The 17782-nt window shown below is 34.8% G+C and carries 12 protein-coding genes; 4 read left to right on the forward strand and 8 right to left on the reverse strand.

Going from position 1 to position 17782, the window contains the following annotated elements; genetic code table 11:
* Positions 1 to 8: 8 nt before the first annotated feature.
* The 3 genes from secDF to gyrB all read right to left on the reverse strand — a co-directional run bounded on the left by secDF (position 9) and on the right by gyrB (position 6198).
* Positions 9 to 2981, reverse strand: a complete 2973-nt coding sequence (gene secDF / locus LNP19_RS15160; RefSeq protein ID WP_230062732.1) for a protein translocase subunit SecDF — start codon at positions 2979 to 2981, stop codon at positions 9 to 11.
* 225 nt (positions 2982 to 3206) lie between these two features.
* Positions 3207 to 4142 carry a malate dehydrogenase gene (gene mdh, locus LNP19_RS15165; RefSeq protein ID WP_230062733.1) on the reverse strand — a complete coding sequence of 312 codons (936 nt, stop codon included), beginning with the start codon at positions 4140 to 4142 and terminating at the stop codon, positions 3207 to 3209.
* 112 nt (positions 4143 to 4254) lie between these two features.
* Positions 4255 to 6198, reverse strand: coding sequence for a DNA topoisomerase (ATP-hydrolyzing) subunit B (gene gyrB / locus LNP19_RS15170; protein WP_230062734.1), 1944 nt, complete (start codon positions 6196 to 6198; stop codon positions 4255 to 4257).
* A 200-nt stretch (positions 6199 to 6398) separates the two neighbouring features.
* Between gyrB and LNP19_RS15175 the strand changes: the two genes are divergently transcribed.
* Positions 6399 to 6857, forward strand: a complete 459-nt coding sequence (locus tag LNP19_RS15175; RefSeq protein WP_230062735.1) for an RNA methyltransferase — start codon at positions 6399 to 6401, stop codon at positions 6855 to 6857.
* Between the two features lie 92 nt (positions 6858 to 6949).
* Here LNP19_RS15175 and asnB read toward each other — a convergent pair whose 3' ends face one another.
* Together asnB and LNP19_RS15185 are read right to left on the reverse strand one after the other, a co-directional pair.
* Positions 6950 to 8626, reverse strand: coding sequence for an asparagine synthase B (gene asnB / locus LNP19_RS15180; protein ID WP_230062736.1), 1677 nt, complete (start codon positions 8624 to 8626; stop codon positions 6950 to 6952).
* Between the two features lie 213 nt (positions 8627 to 8839).
* Positions 8840 to 9289 carry a GreA/GreB family elongation factor gene (locus tag LNP19_RS15185; RefSeq protein WP_230062737.1) on the reverse strand — a complete coding sequence of 150 codons (450 nt, stop codon included), beginning with the start codon at positions 9287 to 9289 and terminating at the stop codon, positions 8840 to 8842.
* Between the two features lie 223 nt (positions 9290 to 9512).
* Here LNP19_RS15185 and LNP19_RS15190 point away from each other — a divergent pair, with 223 nt between their 5' ends.
* Positions 9513 to 10058 carry a DUF2911 domain-containing protein gene (locus LNP19_RS15190; protein WP_230062738.1) on the forward strand — a complete coding sequence of 182 codons (546 nt, stop codon included), beginning with the start codon at positions 9513 to 9515 and terminating at the stop codon, positions 10056 to 10058.
* A gap of 130 nt (positions 10059 to 10188) precedes the next feature.
* On the opposite strand, the gene LNP19_RS15195 is transcribed toward LNP19_RS15190, so the two are convergent.
* Together LNP19_RS15195 and LNP19_RS15200 are read right to left on the reverse strand one after the other, a co-directional pair.
* Positions 10189 to 11940 carry a porin family protein gene (locus tag LNP19_RS15195; RefSeq protein WP_230062739.1) on the reverse strand — a complete coding sequence of 584 codons (1752 nt, stop codon included), beginning with the start codon at positions 11938 to 11940 and terminating at the stop codon, positions 10189 to 10191.
* 122 nt (positions 11941 to 12062) lie between these two features.
* Positions 12063 to 15077, reverse strand: coding sequence for a tetratricopeptide repeat protein (locus tag LNP19_RS15200; protein ID WP_230062740.1), 3015 nt, complete (start codon positions 15075 to 15077; stop codon positions 12063 to 12065).
* A gap of 273 nt (positions 15078 to 15350) precedes the next feature.
* Here LNP19_RS15200 and LNP19_RS15205 point away from each other — a divergent pair, with 273 nt between their 5' ends.
* The gene (locus LNP19_RS15205) at positions 15351 to 16034 is read left to right on the forward strand and encodes a cell division ATP-binding protein FtsE (RefSeq protein WP_230062741.1); all 684 of its coding nucleotides are present in this window, start codon (positions 15351 to 15353) and stop codon (positions 16032 to 16034) included.
* An 82-nt stretch (positions 16035 to 16116) separates the two neighbouring features.
* On the opposite strand, the gene LNP19_RS15210 is transcribed toward LNP19_RS15205, so the two are convergent.
* Entirely contained in the window at positions 16117 to 16719 is a 603-nt protein-coding gene (locus LNP19_RS15210) for a trimeric intracellular cation channel family protein (RefSeq protein WP_230062742.1), read from the reverse strand.
* A gap of 213 nt (positions 16720 to 16932) precedes the next feature.
* Between LNP19_RS15210 and LNP19_RS15215 the strand changes: the two genes are divergently transcribed.
* On the forward strand, positions 16933 to 17718 hold the full coding sequence (locus LNP19_RS15215; RefSeq protein WP_230062743.1) for a TrmH family RNA methyltransferase: 786 nt from the start codon (positions 16933 to 16935) through the stop codon (positions 17716 to 17718).
* Positions 17719 to 17782: the final 64 nt, after the last annotated feature.

The raw sequence follows: 17782 nt of genomic DNA on the forward strand, positions 1-17782 counted from the left end.
TTAAACTATTAATTAGCTTCTTGATGCTGTTTTTCAATTAAGTCTTTATCAACACTTGAAATAGTATCTACCAATACTGGTGTAGCGATAAACAAAGATGAATATGTTCCTACAAGAATACCTATCAACATTGCGAAAATAAACCCTCTGATAGATTCACCTCCAAAAAGAAACATAATCAATAATACTGCAAGCATTGTTAAAGAGGTATTGATCGTTCTTGACATAGTCGTGTTAATAGATTTATTAACAATCTCATAAAAAGAACCTTTGGTTTTCCCATCAAGAAATTCACGAACCCTATCAAATACAATTACAGTATCGTTCATAGAATAACCAATTACGGTAAGAATTGCAGCAATGAAATGCTGATCAATCTCCATTCCGAAAGGCATAAATTTATAGCATAATGAATAAATTCCTAAAACGAAAATAACATCGTGAGCAATAGCTGCAATTGCACCTAAACTATATTGCCATCTTCTAAAACTGATCATCAAATACAAAAATACAATTGCCATAGATCCAAGAACCGCCCAATAAGCATTAGTTTTAATATCCTCTGCAACAGTAGGTCCTACTTTAGAAGCCTGTACAATACCTAATTTTTTTCCATCGTAAGCATTTACAAATTTTTCATAAGTAAGTCCAGCAGAATAATGTTGTTTCAAATTATCATACAATAATTTATTTACTTCTTCATCAGCTTCACTTCCGTGTTCTTGTACTTTATATTTAGTTGTAATTTTTAATTGATTATCACTTCCAAATACTTTTGCTTCGGCGCTACCAAAAACTTTCTCTAACTCTTCTTTTACTACTTCAGCTTGTACCGGTTTTTCAAAACGCACTTGGAAAGTTCTACCTCCAACAAAATCTACACCCTGATCCAATCCATTTGTAGAAAGAGAAACGATACTCACCACTACAACAACAGCAGAGAAACCATAAGCCCACTTTTTATACTTCAAGAAATCCAAATGGAAGTTTTTAAAGAAATTTTTAGAAAAATTAGTTACAAATGATAAATCATTCTTTCCTGCAATATTTCTATCTATAAATATTCTAGCAATAAAAATAGAGGTAAACAATGAGGTAACAATACCGATCAATAATGTAGTAGCAAAACCTTTAATTGGTCCTGAACCAAAAATAAACAATACCGCTCCAGTCAAAATATGTGTTACGTTAGCATCAACAATAGAACGCATAGCACCGGTCCAACTGTAAGAAGAAACCACAGCTTCACTCAATGACTTACCGTCACGCAATTCTTCCTTGGCTCTTTCATAAATAATGATATTCGCATCTACCGCAGTACCCATAGTTAATACGATACCAGCAATACCCGGTAATGTAAGAACAGCACCTAAACTGGCTAAAATTCCAAACAAGAACAATAAGTTAACCGCTAATGCAATATTAGCATACCAACCTGCTTTTCCATAATAAACCATCATCCAAAGTGACACTAAAAGCAATCCAACTAATGCAGAATTAGTACCATTATCAATAGCTTCTTGACCCAAAGATGGCCCTACTACTTCTGATTGAACAATATCAGCAGCAGCTGGTAATTTACCTGCTCTTAAAACGTTAGCTAAATCTTTAGTTTCAGTTACATCAAAAGAACCTGAAATTTCAGATCTCCCTCCAGAGATAGGTCCGCTAGAAACACCTGGTGCAGAATATACTACATTATCCAAAACAATAGCGATATTACTTTTTTGAGTATATGCTTTCCCTGTCAATTCTTCCCAAGCTTTAGCTCCTTGCGCGCTCATTTGCATAGAAACCGAAGGCTTTCCAAATTGATCAAATGAATCGTGAGCATCAGTAACAACACCACCACTCATTGCGGCTAGGTTATCTCTATTACCTTTTAAAGCATATAATTCAACTGCATCAACATCTTTATCTTTAGCATCTTTGATTGTCATCAATTTACCCCAAACAAATTTAGCATAACGCTGATCTGCTGCTAACAAAATTTTGATATCAGCTCTTTTCAAATAACCATTTACAGCTGCAGTATCTTTTGGTGAAAAAAGACCTAGAACTGGACCACCACCTTGAGCAATAATTTTGTCAAACAAAGGATTGTTTCCTTTTTGAGCAACAGCAGAATCTTTACCATCAGACAATAAAGCACTCAAAGAATCTTTTACAACTTCTTTAGTCTCTACTTTCTTTATTTCGGTTTTCTTCAATGACTCATTAGCAGCCATTAAGAAATTACCAATTTCTTCAATTTTATAGGTTTCCCAAAACTCTAATTGAGCAGTACTTTGTAATAATCTTTTGATTCTATCTACATCTTTAGCACCTGGAAGTTCCACAAGAATTCGTCCCGTTTCCCCTAATTTTTGAATGTTAGGTTGTGTCACGCCAAATTTGTCGATTCGTTCTCTTAATACTCCAAAAGCACTATCAACTGATTCGTCAACTTTTTTTCTGATTACTTTTTTAGCTTCAGCATCAGTCATTTTAAAATCAATTCCACCTTCACCCTGCAAACTACTATTTGCAAAGATATCTGGAGAAGCTAATTTTACCGTTCCATTTGAATTAGCTTCAAAAGCTTCAAAAAAGGCATCAATATAAGTTTGATTTCCTTTTTGGTTTGCAGTAGCATCAGCTAAAGATTTATTAAAAACAGGGTTTTTAGAATTTTTAGATAATCCTTTCAAAACATCTTTAACAGAGATTTGAAGTATCACGTTGATACCTCCCTCTAAGTCAAGACCTTTGTTGATTTGCTTGTCAGTAACTTCATTAAAAGTAAAATCTGTAAATCCAAGATTGAATACTTTTTCCTTACTGATAGAATCTAAATACTTCAATTCTTTATCAGGGTCTCCACCTGCAAAAGTTTTTGCATCGCTTTTTACTTTATCTGCGACAAAAGTGAATGAAAGTTGGTAAATACTCACCAACGCAAATAGAATTGCGAAAAATTTAATAAGTCCTTTATTCTGCATTATTACTAAAAATTAATTATTTTATATTTATTTATTTTTGTTTTAGTCCTTCTAAGCTTTAACCTAATACATTCTTAACCATACAATTAGAAAAACCAAGAATTATATTATTTTTTTAAACCGAGCAAATATATAATTAACGACAAGATTAACCAATTTATTTATTAATTAATCTCAAAAAAAAGACTGCAAAAGTGCAGTCTTCTCTATTATATAACTAAATTACTAAGCTAAAATTGATTTCAAAGCGTCATTCATTTGTCTAACAGCATCAGCGCTTTTAGCAAATAAAGCTTTTTCATTATCATTCAACTCAATATCAAGAATTTCTTCGACCCCATTTTTACCAATAATGCAAGGAACACCAATACAAATATCGTTTTGACCGTATTCTCCTTCGACAAAAACAGAACAAGCAATCATTTTCTTTTGATCATTCAAGATACTATCTACAAGATAAGCAACCGAAGCTCCCGGAGCATACCAAGCTGAAGTTCCTAAAAGCCCTGTCAATGTAGCTCCTCCTACCATAGTATCAGCGGCTACTTTCTGCAAAGCTTCTCCGGAAAGAAACTGAGAAACCGGAATACCATTATAAGATGCCAAACGAGTTAACGGAATCATCGTAGTATCTCCATGACCTCCTATTACCATCGCCGAAATATCATTTGCAGGCTTATCTAAAGCCATAGACAAATAAGTCCTAAAACGAGAGCTATCAAGCGCACCGCCCATACCTATAATTCTGTTCTTTGGCAATCCTGTCGCTTTCAAGGCTAAATAAGTCATCGTATCCATTGGGTTAGACACCACTACAATAATTGCATCAGGCGAATGTACCAATACATTTTCGACAACCGTTTTGACTATCCCAGCATTAATCCCAATTAATTCTTCGCGCGTCATTCCTGGTTTTCTTGGAATACCGGAAGTAATAACCACTACATTACTATTGGCCGTTTTAGAATAATCATTGGTAACACCGGAAACCTTGGTATTAAAACCCGTATTAGTAGCACATTGCATGATATCCAAAGCCTTACCCTCAGCAAAACCTTCTTTTATATCCAATAACACTACTTCACTCGCAATTCCTCTATAAGAAATCACATCGGCACAAGTGGCTCCAACATTACCTGCTCCTACAATGGTAACTTTCATATTTTATACTTTATTGGTTATTAGTTAATTTATTTCTTCGATAAATCGACAATTCGTTTAATCGTTTACGTAAATATAAACAATTAAACGAATTGACAATTAAACTTTTTTATTAAGCATCAATATTTGCATAAACTGCATTTTTCTCGATAAATTCTCTTCTTGGCGGAACTTCATCCCCCATTAGCATCGAGAAAACACGATCGGCTTCAGCCAAACTATCAATATTAACCTGACGTAATGTTCTGAAATTAGGATCCATTGTTGTTTCCCATAATTGCTCAGCATTCATCTCCCCAAGACCTTTATAACGTTGGATAGCTGCGCTTCCTCCCATTCTTTCATTGGCTTGATCACGCTGAACATCATTCCATGCATATTCTTTCTTATTTCCCTTTTTAACTAAATACAAAGGTGGCGCCGCAATATATACGTGCCCTTCTTCGATTAGTTCTTTCATAAAACGGAAAAAGAAAGTCAGGATTAAAGTAGAGATGTGACTTCCATCGACATCGGCATCACACATAATAATTACCTTATGATAACGCAACTTAGAAAGATTCAATGCTTTACTATCTTCTTCTGTACCTACAGTAACTCCTAGAGCAGTAAAAATATTTCGAATCTCCTCATTTTCAAACACTTTATGATGCATTGCTTTTTCGACGTTCAAAATCTTACCACGTAACGGCAAAATAGCTTGAAACGCACGATCACGACCTTGTTTAGCCGTTCCACCTGCCGAATCTCCCTCGACAAGATATACCTCACATCTTGCTGGATCTTGCTCAGAACAATCTGACAACTTTCCTGGCAATCCACCTCCGCCCATTACGGTTTTGCGTTGTACCATTTCACGCGCTTTTTTGGCTGCGTGACGGGCTTGAGCTGCAAGAATTACTTTTTGAACAATGATTCGGGCATCATTTGGATTTTCTTCCAAATAATTTTCGATCATTTCACTCACGGCTTGAGAAACTGGAGAAACAACTTCTCTATTTCCAAGCTTGGTTTTAGTTTGTCCCTCAAATTGAGGCTCAGCTACTTTCACCGAAATAATTGCCGTAAGACCTTCACGGAAATCATCCCCTGAAATATCAAATTTCAATTTATCCAACATTCCAGAAGCATCTGCGTATTTCTTAAGTGAACGAGTTAAACCCGTTCTAAAACCTTGCAAATGCGTTCCACCTTCATGTGTATTGATATTATTTACGTAAGAAAAAATATTCTCTGTGTAGCTTGTGTTGTAAATCAAAGCAACCTCAACCGGAATTTCTCCTTTTTCGTGATCCATAGAAATTACATGCGCAATAATAGGCTCACGATTTCCATCTAAATAACGAATGTATTCTTTCAATCCTTCTGTAGAATAAAACAATTCCGAAACGAAATTTCCGTCTTTATCTAATTCTCTTTTATCAGTAAAGGTGATTTTAATCCCTTTATTCAAAAAAGATAATTCACGCATACGTGCCGATAAAGTATCGTATGAAAACTCTGTTGTTTGGGTAAAAATAGTATTATCCGGGAAAAAAGTTACAATAGTACCTCTCTTAGACGTTTCTCCAATTTGTTTTACAGGATAAAGCGCTTTTCCTCTTTCGTATTCTTGTTGGTATATTTTACCATCACCACTATGAACTGTAGCGGTAAGATGAGAAGACAAGGCATTCACACAAGAAACACCTACACCGTGTAAACCTCCCGATACTTTATAAGAATCTTTGTCAAATTTACCTCCGGCACCAATTTTTGTCATTACAACTTCTAATGCCGAAACGCCTTCTTTTTTATGAATTCCTACAGGAATACCACGTCCATTATCCTCAACAGAAACTGAACCATCTTCATTTATAGAAACACTAATAGTATCACAATGACCTCCCATTGCCTCATCTATCGAGTTATCAACTACTTCATAAACTAAATGATGGAGTCCTCGAACACCCACATCTCCAATATACATCGATGGACGCATTCTCACATGCTCCATTCCCTCTAATGCCTGAATACTATCCGCTGAATAATTGTCCTTCTTGATTTCTTCGCTCATATGTTTTATTCTAATAATATAATTGTCTCTAACACGCAAATATATAAAAACGTAAACTATATAACCGTTAAAATCCCTTTTTAAGCCGTTAAGTTATCAACATATTGTTGACTTAAGTCACAAAAAAAGCCTTATTAGAAGTCTTTTTTTTAACAAATTAAAAATTTGACATTATTACTAACTGTTTGTATTTTTGCTCAATGAATGATAATTTTACAACTGAATATTTTGGCATTGGGATACAAAACGGAAAAACACCTGAAAATCTAGGTGTTTTATGGCGATCTGCACAAAACTTAGGTGCTAGTTATATCTTTACCATTGGAAATCGATATGCAAAACAAGCTTGCGACACCCATAATGCTGTAAAATCGATTCCTTATTTCCATTATGAAAATTTTGAAGACTTTTACAAAAACCTACCCAAAGGTGCGCGTTTAGTTGGTGTTGAATTGGATGAAAATGCAGAAGATTTAGAAACTTTCGAACACCCAAGACGTTGTGTTTATTTATTAGGCGCTGAAGACAATGGGCTTTCCAAACAAGCGATTGAAAAATGTCATTTTTTAGTAAAATTCAAATCCGAAAAAAGCTTGAATGTCTCTGTTGCAGGAAGCATTGTTCTTTATGATAGAGGAATTAACAAACCGAGGTCTTAGTCAATTACAATAGCAACAATTAATCAAAAAATCCAGATTTACAAACATAAAAAAACGCCCTCAAAATTGAGAGCGTTTTTTATTTTAATTAACTATGCTTTTGCATAAGCATCATCATGCACGTTTGCCACAGCTCTTCCTGATGGATCATTCATGTTTTTGAATGCTTCATCCCACTCTAAAGCAATCTTAGTACTACAAGCCACACTGGCTTCTTGTGGCACACATAAAGCCGCTGCATCGCTAGGGAAATGCTCTGTAAAGATGGAACGATAGTAATATTCTTCTTTAGATGTTGGGGTTTGTAATGGAAATTTATATTTTGCATTGGCCAATTGTTCGTCAGAAACTGCTTCTGCAACTACTTCTTTTAAAGTATCAATCCAACTGTATCCAACACCATCACTAAATTGTTCTTTTTGTCTCCAAGCAACACTCTCTGGTAGCATATCTTCAAAAGCCTTACGAACGACCCATTTCTCCATTTTACGTTCACTGGTAATCATTTTATCTTTCGGATTCACTCTCATCGCCACATCCATGAATTCTTTGTCCAAAAACGGAACACGTCCTTCAATACCCCAAGCCGCTAAACTTTTGTTAGCGCGCAAACAGTCATACATGTGTAATTTACTCAACTTACGTACGGTTTCTTCATGGAATTCCTGTGCATTTGGTGCTTTATGGAAATACAAATAACCTCCAAATAATTCATCGGCGCCTTCCCCTGACAATACCATTTTAATTCCCATTGACTTAATCACTCTTGCCATCAACCACATTGGAGTCGAAGCTCGAACTGTAGTCACGTCATAGGTTTCTAAGTTGTATATAACATCTTTCACCGCATCTAAACCTTCCTGGATAGTAAATTTAATTTCATGGTGAATTGTACCAATATGATCCGCAACTTTACGAGCAGCTGCTAAATCCGGAGAACCTTCTAATCCTACTGAAAATGAATGCAATTGTGGATACCAAGCATCTGTAGTATCATCTGATTCAATGCGTTTTTGAGCGTATTTTTTGGCCACAGCCGAAGTAATAGAAGAATCTAAGCCTCCTGAAAGCAATACTCCGTAAGGCACATCACTCATCAATTGTCTATGAACAGCCGCTTCTAGCGCAACTTTAATATCTGAAATACTGGTTTCGTTATCTTTTACAGCATCATACTCTGTCCACTCTCTTTTGTACCATTGTACAAACTCTCCATCTTTACTAGTCATATAATGTCCTGGAGGAAACAATTGAATTTTAGTACAATAGCCTTCCAAAGCTTTCAATTCTGAAGCTACATAAAAAGTTCCATGTTGATCCCATCCAATGTACAAGGGAATAATTCCCATGTGGTCACGTGCTACAAAATACTCGTCTTTATCTACATCATAAATGGCAAAACCGAAGATTCCATTCATTTCATCGATAAAATGAGGGCCTTTTTCTTTATAAAGTGCCAAAATAACCTCGCAGTCACTTTCTGTCTGAAAGTTATATTTTCCTTCAAATTGCTTGCGCAACTCTCTGTGGTTGTATATCTCACCATTGGCAGCCAAAACTAATTTACCGTCTTCGCTAAATAATGGTTGCTTGCCCGAAGCCGGGTCAACAATAGCCAATCTTTCATGTGACAAAATAGCTTTATCATTGCTGAAAATCCCACTCCAATCTGGTCCGCGATGACGAATAATTTTAGACATCTCTAACACCTGTGGTCTTAAAGTTTCAGCGTTCTGTTTTAAATCAAAGGCACATACTATTCCGCACATAACTATATATTTTAAATGTTTTTATTTATTTTGATAAGGCAAAGGTGCGTTATCAGTTATAAAAACAAAACACAAAAACAATATATGATTACATATATGAACCTAAAATTGATTTTTACACCAAATATGTAATTTGAATGATTTTAAATGCGTTGCAAAAGTTCAAAATTTTAATTTTTAACAAAAACGCAAAGCAAATAAGCTACAGAAAGACTATGCTATTTCCTCGATGGTATATTTTGTAGTATTAATTTCAAAGCTAAAACCTACTTTATTCCCCATTAAATGAGCTCCCAGCGGAGATTGTGGAGACAAAGCAATAACATTAATTCCGTCGATATTTATTTTTGGCAATGCTAAACTGAGATACAGATAAATTCCATTAGCCTTCACCAAGCTCCCAACAATAATGGTTTCAGCGATTGCATTAGAATCAATTTTATCTAAAACAGCTTTTTGAGCAAGCACTTCACTCAGCTTAGTATTGAGTTTTTCCTGCTCCAGATGCATCATCGACAAAGCAGTTTCATGCTTATCACCAGCAGAACCTTTGGCATCATTTTTAGAATCTTCGGTCAAAGCCGTAATCATATCTCTGAAAACGTCTATTCTGTCTTGAACCAATTGCAAATAGTACTGATATATTTTTTGTTTGAAAGTCATATTTTTTATTTTTAACTATATAATGAGAACAAAACCGGCAGCTTTTACAAAAACAGAAAACCTCTTCTTGTCCATAAAAGCGTCCAAAGTTAGGCTATTATTCCAAAGCCAGAGCCTTTTCTCAGAATCCCTTTAGACTTTCTTATGAAACTTTAACAGGAATTTTTAACTTTACAAAAAAGCAATCTATATTTTTAACCTCTTAAACTAAAAAATAAAAACTATGAAAAAATCGACACTTCTTGCCACAGCAGTCTGTGCCCTTGTGATGCTTTTATCTGCTAATGCAAATGCACAAAAATTCCCTGATCTTGACAAAAGCCCTTTGGATGCGGCTTGGTTCCCTAATGATTATAAAGACGCTAATAAAACGGTAAGAGTAATCTATAGCCGACCTCAACTAAAAGGACGTAGTCTTAACGAATTAGCCCCAAATGGAAAAGTTTGGAGAACCGGAGCCAATGAAGCTGTAGAAATAAGCTTTTTTACTGATCTGTATCTTGGTAAAACCAAAATAAAGGCAGGCACTTATACCTTGTATACTATCCCAGGGGAAAAAGAATGGACTGTTATCATCAACAAAGATCGAAACGTTTGGGGAGCCTATACTTATAAATCAGAGAAAGATGTAGCGCGTTTGACTGTTCCGGTAACTACCGCCGACGATTATCTGGAAGCTTTTTCAATGGTTTTTACCAAATCTGACAATGGGGTAATTCTTAATTTAGGTTGGGATAAAATGCGTGTTGCTATTCCTTTTATCAAATAAAGCATCCTAAATTTACTTATTTTTTACCGCAAAAAACACAACGATTTCACAGGTAGCGCAAAGAATTATAAAAATAAAACTTAGCGAACTTAGCATGAATCTTTGTGTTCTTTGCGGTTAAATTTTTATTTTAAAAATCAAACTTATAATTGGCACCAACTACAATTTGGAAACCCTGAACCGGATAATTCAACCATTTTTGATACGCCTGATTGGTAATATTATTGGCTCTCAAGAAACCAGTCAATCTGTCGCTGTATTTATACCCTAAATGAGCATTTACATCAAAATAACTATCTAGAGTTGTTGCTGAATAATTAGCTACAATATTCGTGTTCGTTTTGATATCCTTGCGATCGCCAACATAGAAAACCGCCGCTCCTGCATACCATTTTTCAGTAATATTAAAATCAATATTCGAGTTCAGTTTCACCGTTGGTAAATTCCAAGCTTCAGCCTGAAAGTCATTGGTAAAACTATTAAAAGTTCCGCTTACTCCAAAAGTCACATTGTCCGAAAAATCTGCTTTTAAATCTCCCGAAAAACTCAAAGTTCTCATATCATCATAAACAACTTGCATTGAATTTCCAAAAGCATAATCTTCGTTTGTAATGTCTTCACTATAATCATTGCTCTTATACAATGCTTTATTTCTTTCATTTCTATACGAACCACGAATATTATAACTCACATTATTCGCTAATTTTCCTTTCAATCCTGCAAAAACATCATATTGCTTGTCTGTAGGAGCAATATTTAAAGTTGGTGATAAAAATGAATTTCCGTCAACAAAATCCAGATAAGAGTTTTGTTCCAAACTTCCTTCGGCTCCGGCATAAAAAATCATCAAATCGCCCACTACCTTATACGAAGCATTAATATTTGGATACACAAAAAATTTATTGTTGCTATTTTCAGTATCAATACTATAAAATACTGATGCTCCTAAATTTAATGTCCAATCATCCTGTTGCATCACAAAACTAGGCGAAACACCCAAATTAGTATAACCGTATTTTAACAGTTGCGCATTATTCATGTAGTTCTTTTCAAAACTCCCGCCTACATAATCAACAATAATGTTTGTTTTGACAGCTTCCTCCATCACATCAAACTGCAAAGAAGGTTTGATGAAAAATCTATTTTCGGCAGAACCAAAATTATCCGTAAAATGGCTGAATTTAGCCGCAGCCTCATTAAAAAACCCTTCTTTAAAACTAATCTTACTACCTAAAGAAAAAGTAGTATAACTATGTTGAGGATCGATTCCGTTTAACAAATCTGCTCTCCCAGAAGGCATTAATGTATTTCCAAAACCTTCCGGTAATCCATACCAGTTATAAATCTGATTTTGATAGCCTAAATCAATATTCCAGGACATATCCTTATAATTAGAACCATAAGTCAAATCGACCGAAGTATCATAAAAACGATCATCAAGCTCCACTCCGCTTATTCCACCTTGCGAAGAAAGATGGCGAAACATCCCGCCTACATAATCGTTATTATTCAATTGATGATTCACAAATAATTCTGCATTAAGAGTTCTGTAATTCCCAAATCCTAAAGTAGCATAATTATCATACAAACGGGCTTGTTTTGTTTTATCCACTCCTTCGGCTTTTCCTTTAGAAGGTGTAAAAGTGGAGGCAACAGGAAAAGAGAAAATCGAATACTTAATCGTTTCTTTCTTGGCATTTCCGGCATCATCCAGAACGGGTGCTTCCGGCACTTTGAAAGCGTCCGAAAGTGTTGCCGTATAAGGTTTCACCACATTAACCACCTCTGAACCAATATTCTCATCCTTCTTTTGGGCAAAAGAAAGCTGAAAAACCATTAACAACAGCACAATACTAATTTTATTTTGGAAATTGAATTTCATGTTTTTTATATTTTTTTCCTCTTCCCAACCCTCTTCAAAGGAGAAGGCGTTGTAACAAGGATAATTTTTATGTTAATTTAATACCGTTACATCTCTGTATCTGTATTCTATTTTCTTTACTTTTATTTAGATATTGACGAATTGGTTTTAGATTCTTCAGCATTGATGCGATCCAATTCCGTTTGCGCTTCTGAAACAACATCAGGAAAATCAGTAAAATTCTGAATAACATTGTCTAAAATGTAAGTCGCCTGAAAACTGTCTTTCAATCCATAAAAGTTTTTAGCCATCAAAACCAATCCTTTTGCACCAAAATAACGGTAAGCCGAATAATTTTTAGCCAGTTTTTGAACCACTACATTTGAAGCCTCAAATTTCCCGTCTTTGTTTTTAAAATAAGCATCATAATACAAAGCTTCTGCTGCCAACTCTCCTTTGGCAATGCTCAACAACTTGGCATAACCTGCTCTGGCTTTGGCTTCATCACCTGTATGTACGGCTGAACGAGCGATAATAATTTGGGCATCACTTCGTACATTATCATCTGTTTTTGGATTATTCAAAACCTTATCGGCATAGATAACCGAGTTAGAATAATCTTTTTGGTCATAATAGCATTTCATCAAATTAGATTGTGCAAAGATTTTATTTTGAGGAAAATCAGCTTCATTTTCTAAACGAGTTAATACTGGAATTGCTTTCGCTTTTTCGTTATTATCTAAGAAAACCTGAGACAATCTTGCCAAAGATTGTTCTGTAAACTCACTTCTAGGCTCTTTAATCACATACTCATAATTAGGTATTGATTTGTCTTTTTGCCCTTCGGAAAAATAAGCTTGGGCTAAATAGAAATTAGCATTTAACGAATGAATTCCTCTTGGAAAACTAGAAATATAAGCGGTAAAACCGGAGATCGCCTGCTTATTGTTGTTTTGCTCAAATTGTTTCAAAGCCGATTCATAGGTATCATTATCCAAATCAACATCCGTAACTGCAACAAAGTCTAATGTTCTTACCCAAGTTGCATATTCATCTACCCTTCCACCGTCAACATAAATCAATCTCGCTGTCGAAACCGCTTCCAGCGCTTCGGGAGTTTTAGGAAAATCGGCCGCTACTTTTTTAAATTTAGTCAAAGCTTCAGCATTTCGATCTGAATTATAATAAATCAATCCTTGACGCAAAACCGCTTTAGCAGTATAAGATCCGTTTTTGAACTCATTGATTAAACGGTCATAGGTTTTCAATGCTAAATCCTGCTTGCCGCTGGCCACATAAGTTCCGGCTAATTCATACATCGCATCATCTCTCAAATTTGATTTAGGATACAATTGCAAGAAAGAATTCAGTTCTTCTATTTTTCGATCATTCTTAGAAACAAACCCATAACAAATTGCTTTTTGATAAAAAGCATAATCCGCATCAAGACCTTTAAATTCAATCACTTTATTATAAGCATCCATAGCTGGCCAGTACTTAGAACTCACAAATTGACAATCTCCTAATCGCAAATAGGAATCATTCAATCGTACTTTATCGTCTTTTACCTTATCAATCTGAGCCTGGAAATGCGTTGCAGCCTGCTCATATTCTTTCAGCTTAAAATAAGCATAAGCGGTATTGTAATTGCTGTTTTTATACTCTGGTGTTGAAGCAGCACGAGGCAATCCCGAGAATTGCTTGAAACTCAACAATGCATTTTTATAATCGTCCAATACATACTCAGTTTCTCCTTTCCAGAAAGTGGCTCTGGCAGTAAACTCGGCATCTATTTGTCCTTCAATAGATTTTTTGAACATTTTTGCAGCCTCTTGATAATCCCTGTCTACATACAGTTCTAAACCTCTGTAAAAAGTAACTTTTTGATAGGCCAATTTATTCTCCCCACTTTTATTTTTTTCCAATAAAACCAAAGCTTCTTTGTAATTCTTTGAAGAAATATAAGAGTCAATAAGCAATTTTTCTATGACTGAACGGCTGGAGTTGTTTGGGTATTTTTTTATAAATCCTAACAAAACAGAAGGAACACTTTGATACGAATTTCCCAATTCATAACTCAATTTCGCATAATTCAAGCTGGCATCCTCTTGTATTGCGGGATCAAACGCCATCTCGGATGCATTTTTAAACGCATTCAAGGCTTCTTGTTTTTTATCTAAATTCAAATAACTTTCTCCTAAATGATAATAGGCATTTTGAGCAACGAAATCTTTCCCGCTCACAATTTTATTGAATTGAGAAATGGCGTTTTCAAAATCATTTTGCTTGTAATAAGCATAGCCCAACTGGTAAAAATCAGTATTGTTCCATTTTCCTTTTTTTCCTTTGTAAGCCGCCAAATATGGAATTGCCTGATCGTACTTTTTTAAATTGAAATAGCTTTCACCAATAATTTTATTCAACTCTGATTTTTCTAAAGCATTTGATTTTGCCATGGCTTTCTCGCCTAATTCAATTGCTTTTTGGAAATTCCCCAACTTAAAATTCATATCGGCCTGATAATACGAAAGCTTTTCTTTGTATTTTTCTTCGCCGGAAACTTCATCAAAATATTTAGTAGCTTCCTTATAATCATCACCTTCATAAGCCATAAAACCCAAATAATATTTGGCTTGTGAACCGTATTCTTTTGAATTCACCACTTTATTTAAGTAGGTCGTAGCTTCTTTTTTATTCTTAGAACTAAAAAAAGCATATCCTTTTTGGAAATTAAATTTATCGCGATCTGCAGAACTAAGTTGGCTTTCATCAACTTTTTGAAACCATTGCAAAGCTTGCGGATAGTTTCCTTGGTCAAAATAATAATGTGCTACCTCTATAAAAGCCTGGTTGCTCTTAGCACTTGTAGGATAATCTGAAACAAAGCGTTCCATCAAATCATCGGCATTGGGATGATTGAGTCGGATAGCACAAGTTGCATCATAATAAGCGCAATCGGATTTCAACTCCTCATTTTTTGTTTCTGATTTTACTTTATCAAAAATAATTTGAGCCGAAGCGTATTGATTGTCTTTAAAAAGAGACACCGCCTTGTTAAAATCCTTTAAGTCATGGGTGTATATCGATGATTTTTGTGCCGAAACGCTTAAAGTCTGAACAAAAATCAGTAAAAAGAAGAGCCAGGAAAGTTTACGCATTTTTATTTTATTTTTATAATATTCAAATGTATCATATTCTACGGTCTATAACGGCTTGCAAATCGCTTTTATTATGAACATTTTTTTAAACATGGCCACTTTAACATTTTAAGAAAATTACTATTTAAACCCAAAAACCACAAATTAAACCCTAATACTGCAAGAACGCCTTCTTTTTAAAATGATCCTCGACAGGAATACTCTTTATTGCTAAAATTTATTTTGAATACAAGCGTTATCTTATTACTTTTACCCAATAAACAAATAGTAACTATGTCTCAAGCTGTACTGTCTTTAAAAAACGCAACCATTTATCAAGAGGATAAAGTAATTTTATCTAAAATTAATTTGGAAGTAAACCACGGTGAATTCTTATACATCATTGGAAAAACAGGATCAGGAAAAAGTAGCTTAATGAAAACACTTTATGCCGACTTACCACTAACCGAAGGAGAAGGCCATGTTGTAGATTTTGATTTAGGAACTTTAAAAGAAGATGATATCCCATTTTTGAGAAGAAAAATTGGAATTGTTTTCCAAGATTTCAAATTATTACCAGACCGTACCATAAAAGACAATATGCTTTTTGTTCTAAAAGCAACCGGTTGGGTTGATAAAGATGAAATGGATCGTAAAATTGATGAAGTGCTCGATAAGGTAGGCATGAAAGAATATGCCAATAAGATGCCGCATCAAATATCAGGAGGAGAACAACAACGCGTTGCCATTGCCAGAGCTTTGCTTAACGACCCGGAACTTATCCTTGCCGATGAACCTACCGGAAACCTTGATCCACAAACCAGCGCCGAAGTACTGGAGCTTTTAAGACAAATAAACGCAAACGGAAAAACAATCATTATGGCAACCCATGATTATGCTTTATTGATGAAATTCCCATCGAAAACCTTGAAATGCGAGGATACTAAAATTTTCGAAGTGGTTCAAAGAGCCGTTTAATATTTTCGCACTTATTCCGAATATCCTGTTTTTAGTTAAGAATTATTTAAACTAAAAGCAGGATATTTTGTTTAGCACCGTTTTATTTATTTCCCAAAGCAGGCAAATACCACTTGAATTTGACCGCCATCAAGCGTATCGAAATAATAACCAAAGAAGTGGTCAGGTACAAAATATCATCATCGAGATGGAATTTTTTCAAAATAAAAAACACAATCCCACCCAGAATACAAATAGTGGCATAAATTTCTTTTCTAAAAATCACTGGGATTTCATTACATAAAATATCTCTTGTTACACCGCCAAAACAGGCCGTCATAGTTCCAATAGCGATACATATAATAGGATGCAAACCTACATTAATCCCCTTTTCAAGACCTATTAAAGTAAAAACTCCTAAACCAATGGTATCAAACAAAAATAAAGATGTTCGCAATTTATCCATTTTTTTTCTGAACAATAAAGTGATTAAAAAACCCACAATTATTACATAAACATATTTTAAATCCAGCATCCATCCCACTGGAGTTCTCCCAATCATAACATCACGCAATGTTCCGCCTCCAACGGCAGTCACAAAAGCAATGATAAAAACCCCAAAAGGGTCTAATTTTTTATTCATAGCCGTTAATGCACCTGACATGGCAAAAGCCATTGTCCCTATGATGTCTAATAAATGAAACATGTTTATTTTGGATTTAGATTGCAGAAAAACTGTTTTTGAATCAAAAACAATCAAAGCAAAATTAAAGAAAAATACTTGCGTAAAACAGTTCTGACAAAATAAATAAGCAGCTTCTTTTTCGCAGATTAGCGAATATTCTATTTTAATTTTATAAAAACTGTATTTTCTCTGTGTATCTTTGTTTGATAAATAATAATTAAATTTTAGAATCTCTTGAAACAAATCACTTCTATCCAAAATCCTTTCATAAAATCTTTGGTATTATTACAGGAAAAAGCAAAAAATCGCAAACAAACTGGCCGCTTTTTGATAGAAGGAAAGCGAGAAATTTCATTAGCCATAAAGGGAGGTTATGAAATAGAAACGATGTTGTTTTTGGCTGAAATTTGCTCTGAATCTGAGACAAGAAAAATTTATAACGATGCCGAATTGATCGAAATCAACAAAGAAGTCTATCAAAAACTGGCCTATCGCGATACCACCGAAGGAATATTGGCCATAGCCAAAACCAAATCATTGCAATTATCTGATTTAAAATTATCCGATAATCCCTTGATTCTTGTTGCCGAAGCTCCTGAAAAACCAGGAAATATAGGTGCTTTATTAAGAACGGCAGACGCCGCCAAGCTCGATGCGGTAATTATTGCTAATCCAAAAAGCGATTTATTCAACCCAAATATTGTCCGATCAAGTGTGGGCTGTTTATTTACCAATCAAATTGCAACGGGAACTACCTCTGAAATTATTACTTTTCTAAAAGAAAGGAAAATAAATTTCTACTGTGCCACCTTACAAAACTCGACTTCTTATCACACCCAAGACTACACTACTCCAACCGCTTTGGTGGTAGGTACAGAAGCCACAGGTTTAACCCAGCAATGGCGAGATGCCGCCACACAAAACATCATTATTCCCATGCAAGGCGAAATCGACAGCATGAATGTTTCGGTAGCCGCTGCAATTTTGATTTTTGAAGCCAAAAGACAAAGAGGATTTTAATTTTGAATTTAGAGAAATCTTAATATAAAAAGTGACTAAAACCATTATAATCAGAAGCCATAAT

The organism is Flavobacterium acetivorans, assembly GCF_020911885.1.
Lineage (GTDB): Bacteria > Bacteroidota > Bacteroidia > Flavobacteriales > Flavobacteriaceae > Flavobacterium > Flavobacterium acetivorans.

Coding starts and splice junctions, on each gene's coding strand:
- secDF (WP_230062732.1), bottom strand. CDS start 2,981: ATGCAGAATAAAGGACTTATTAAATTTTTCGCAATTCTATTTGCGTTG.
- mdh (WP_230062733.1), bottom strand. CDS start 4,142: ATGAAAGTTACCATTGTAGGAGCAGGTAATGTTGGAGCCACTTGTGCC.
- gyrB (WP_230062734.1), bottom strand. CDS start 6,198: ATGAGCGAAGAAATCAAGAAGGACAATTATTCAGCGGATAGTATTCAG.
- LNP19_RS15175 (WP_230062735.1), top strand. CDS start 6,399: ATGAATGATAATTTTACAACTGAATATTTTGGCATTGGGATACAAAAC.
- asnB (WP_230062736.1), bottom strand. CDS start 8,626: ATGTGCGGAATAGTATGTGCCTTTGATTTAAAACAGAACGCTGAAACT.
- LNP19_RS15185 (WP_230062737.1), bottom strand. CDS start 9,289: ATGACTTTCAAACAAAAAATATATCAGTACTATTTGCAATTGGTTCAA.
- LNP19_RS15190 (WP_230062738.1), top strand. CDS start 9,513: ATGAAAAAATCGACACTTCTTGCCACAGCAGTCTGTGCCCTTGTGATG.
- LNP19_RS15195 (WP_230062739.1), bottom strand. CDS start 11,940: ATGAAATTCAATTTCCAAAATAAAATTAGTATTGTGCTGTTGTTAATG.
- LNP19_RS15200 (WP_230062740.1), bottom strand. CDS start 15,077: ATGCGTAAACTTTCCTGGCTCTTCTTTTTACTGATTTTTGTTCAGACT.
- LNP19_RS15205 (WP_230062741.1), top strand. CDS start 15,351: ATGTCTCAAGCTGTACTGTCTTTAAAAAACGCAACCATTTATCAAGAG.
- LNP19_RS15210 (WP_230062742.1), bottom strand. CDS start 16,719: ATGTTTCATTTATTAGACATCATAGGGACAATGGCTTTTGCCATGTCA.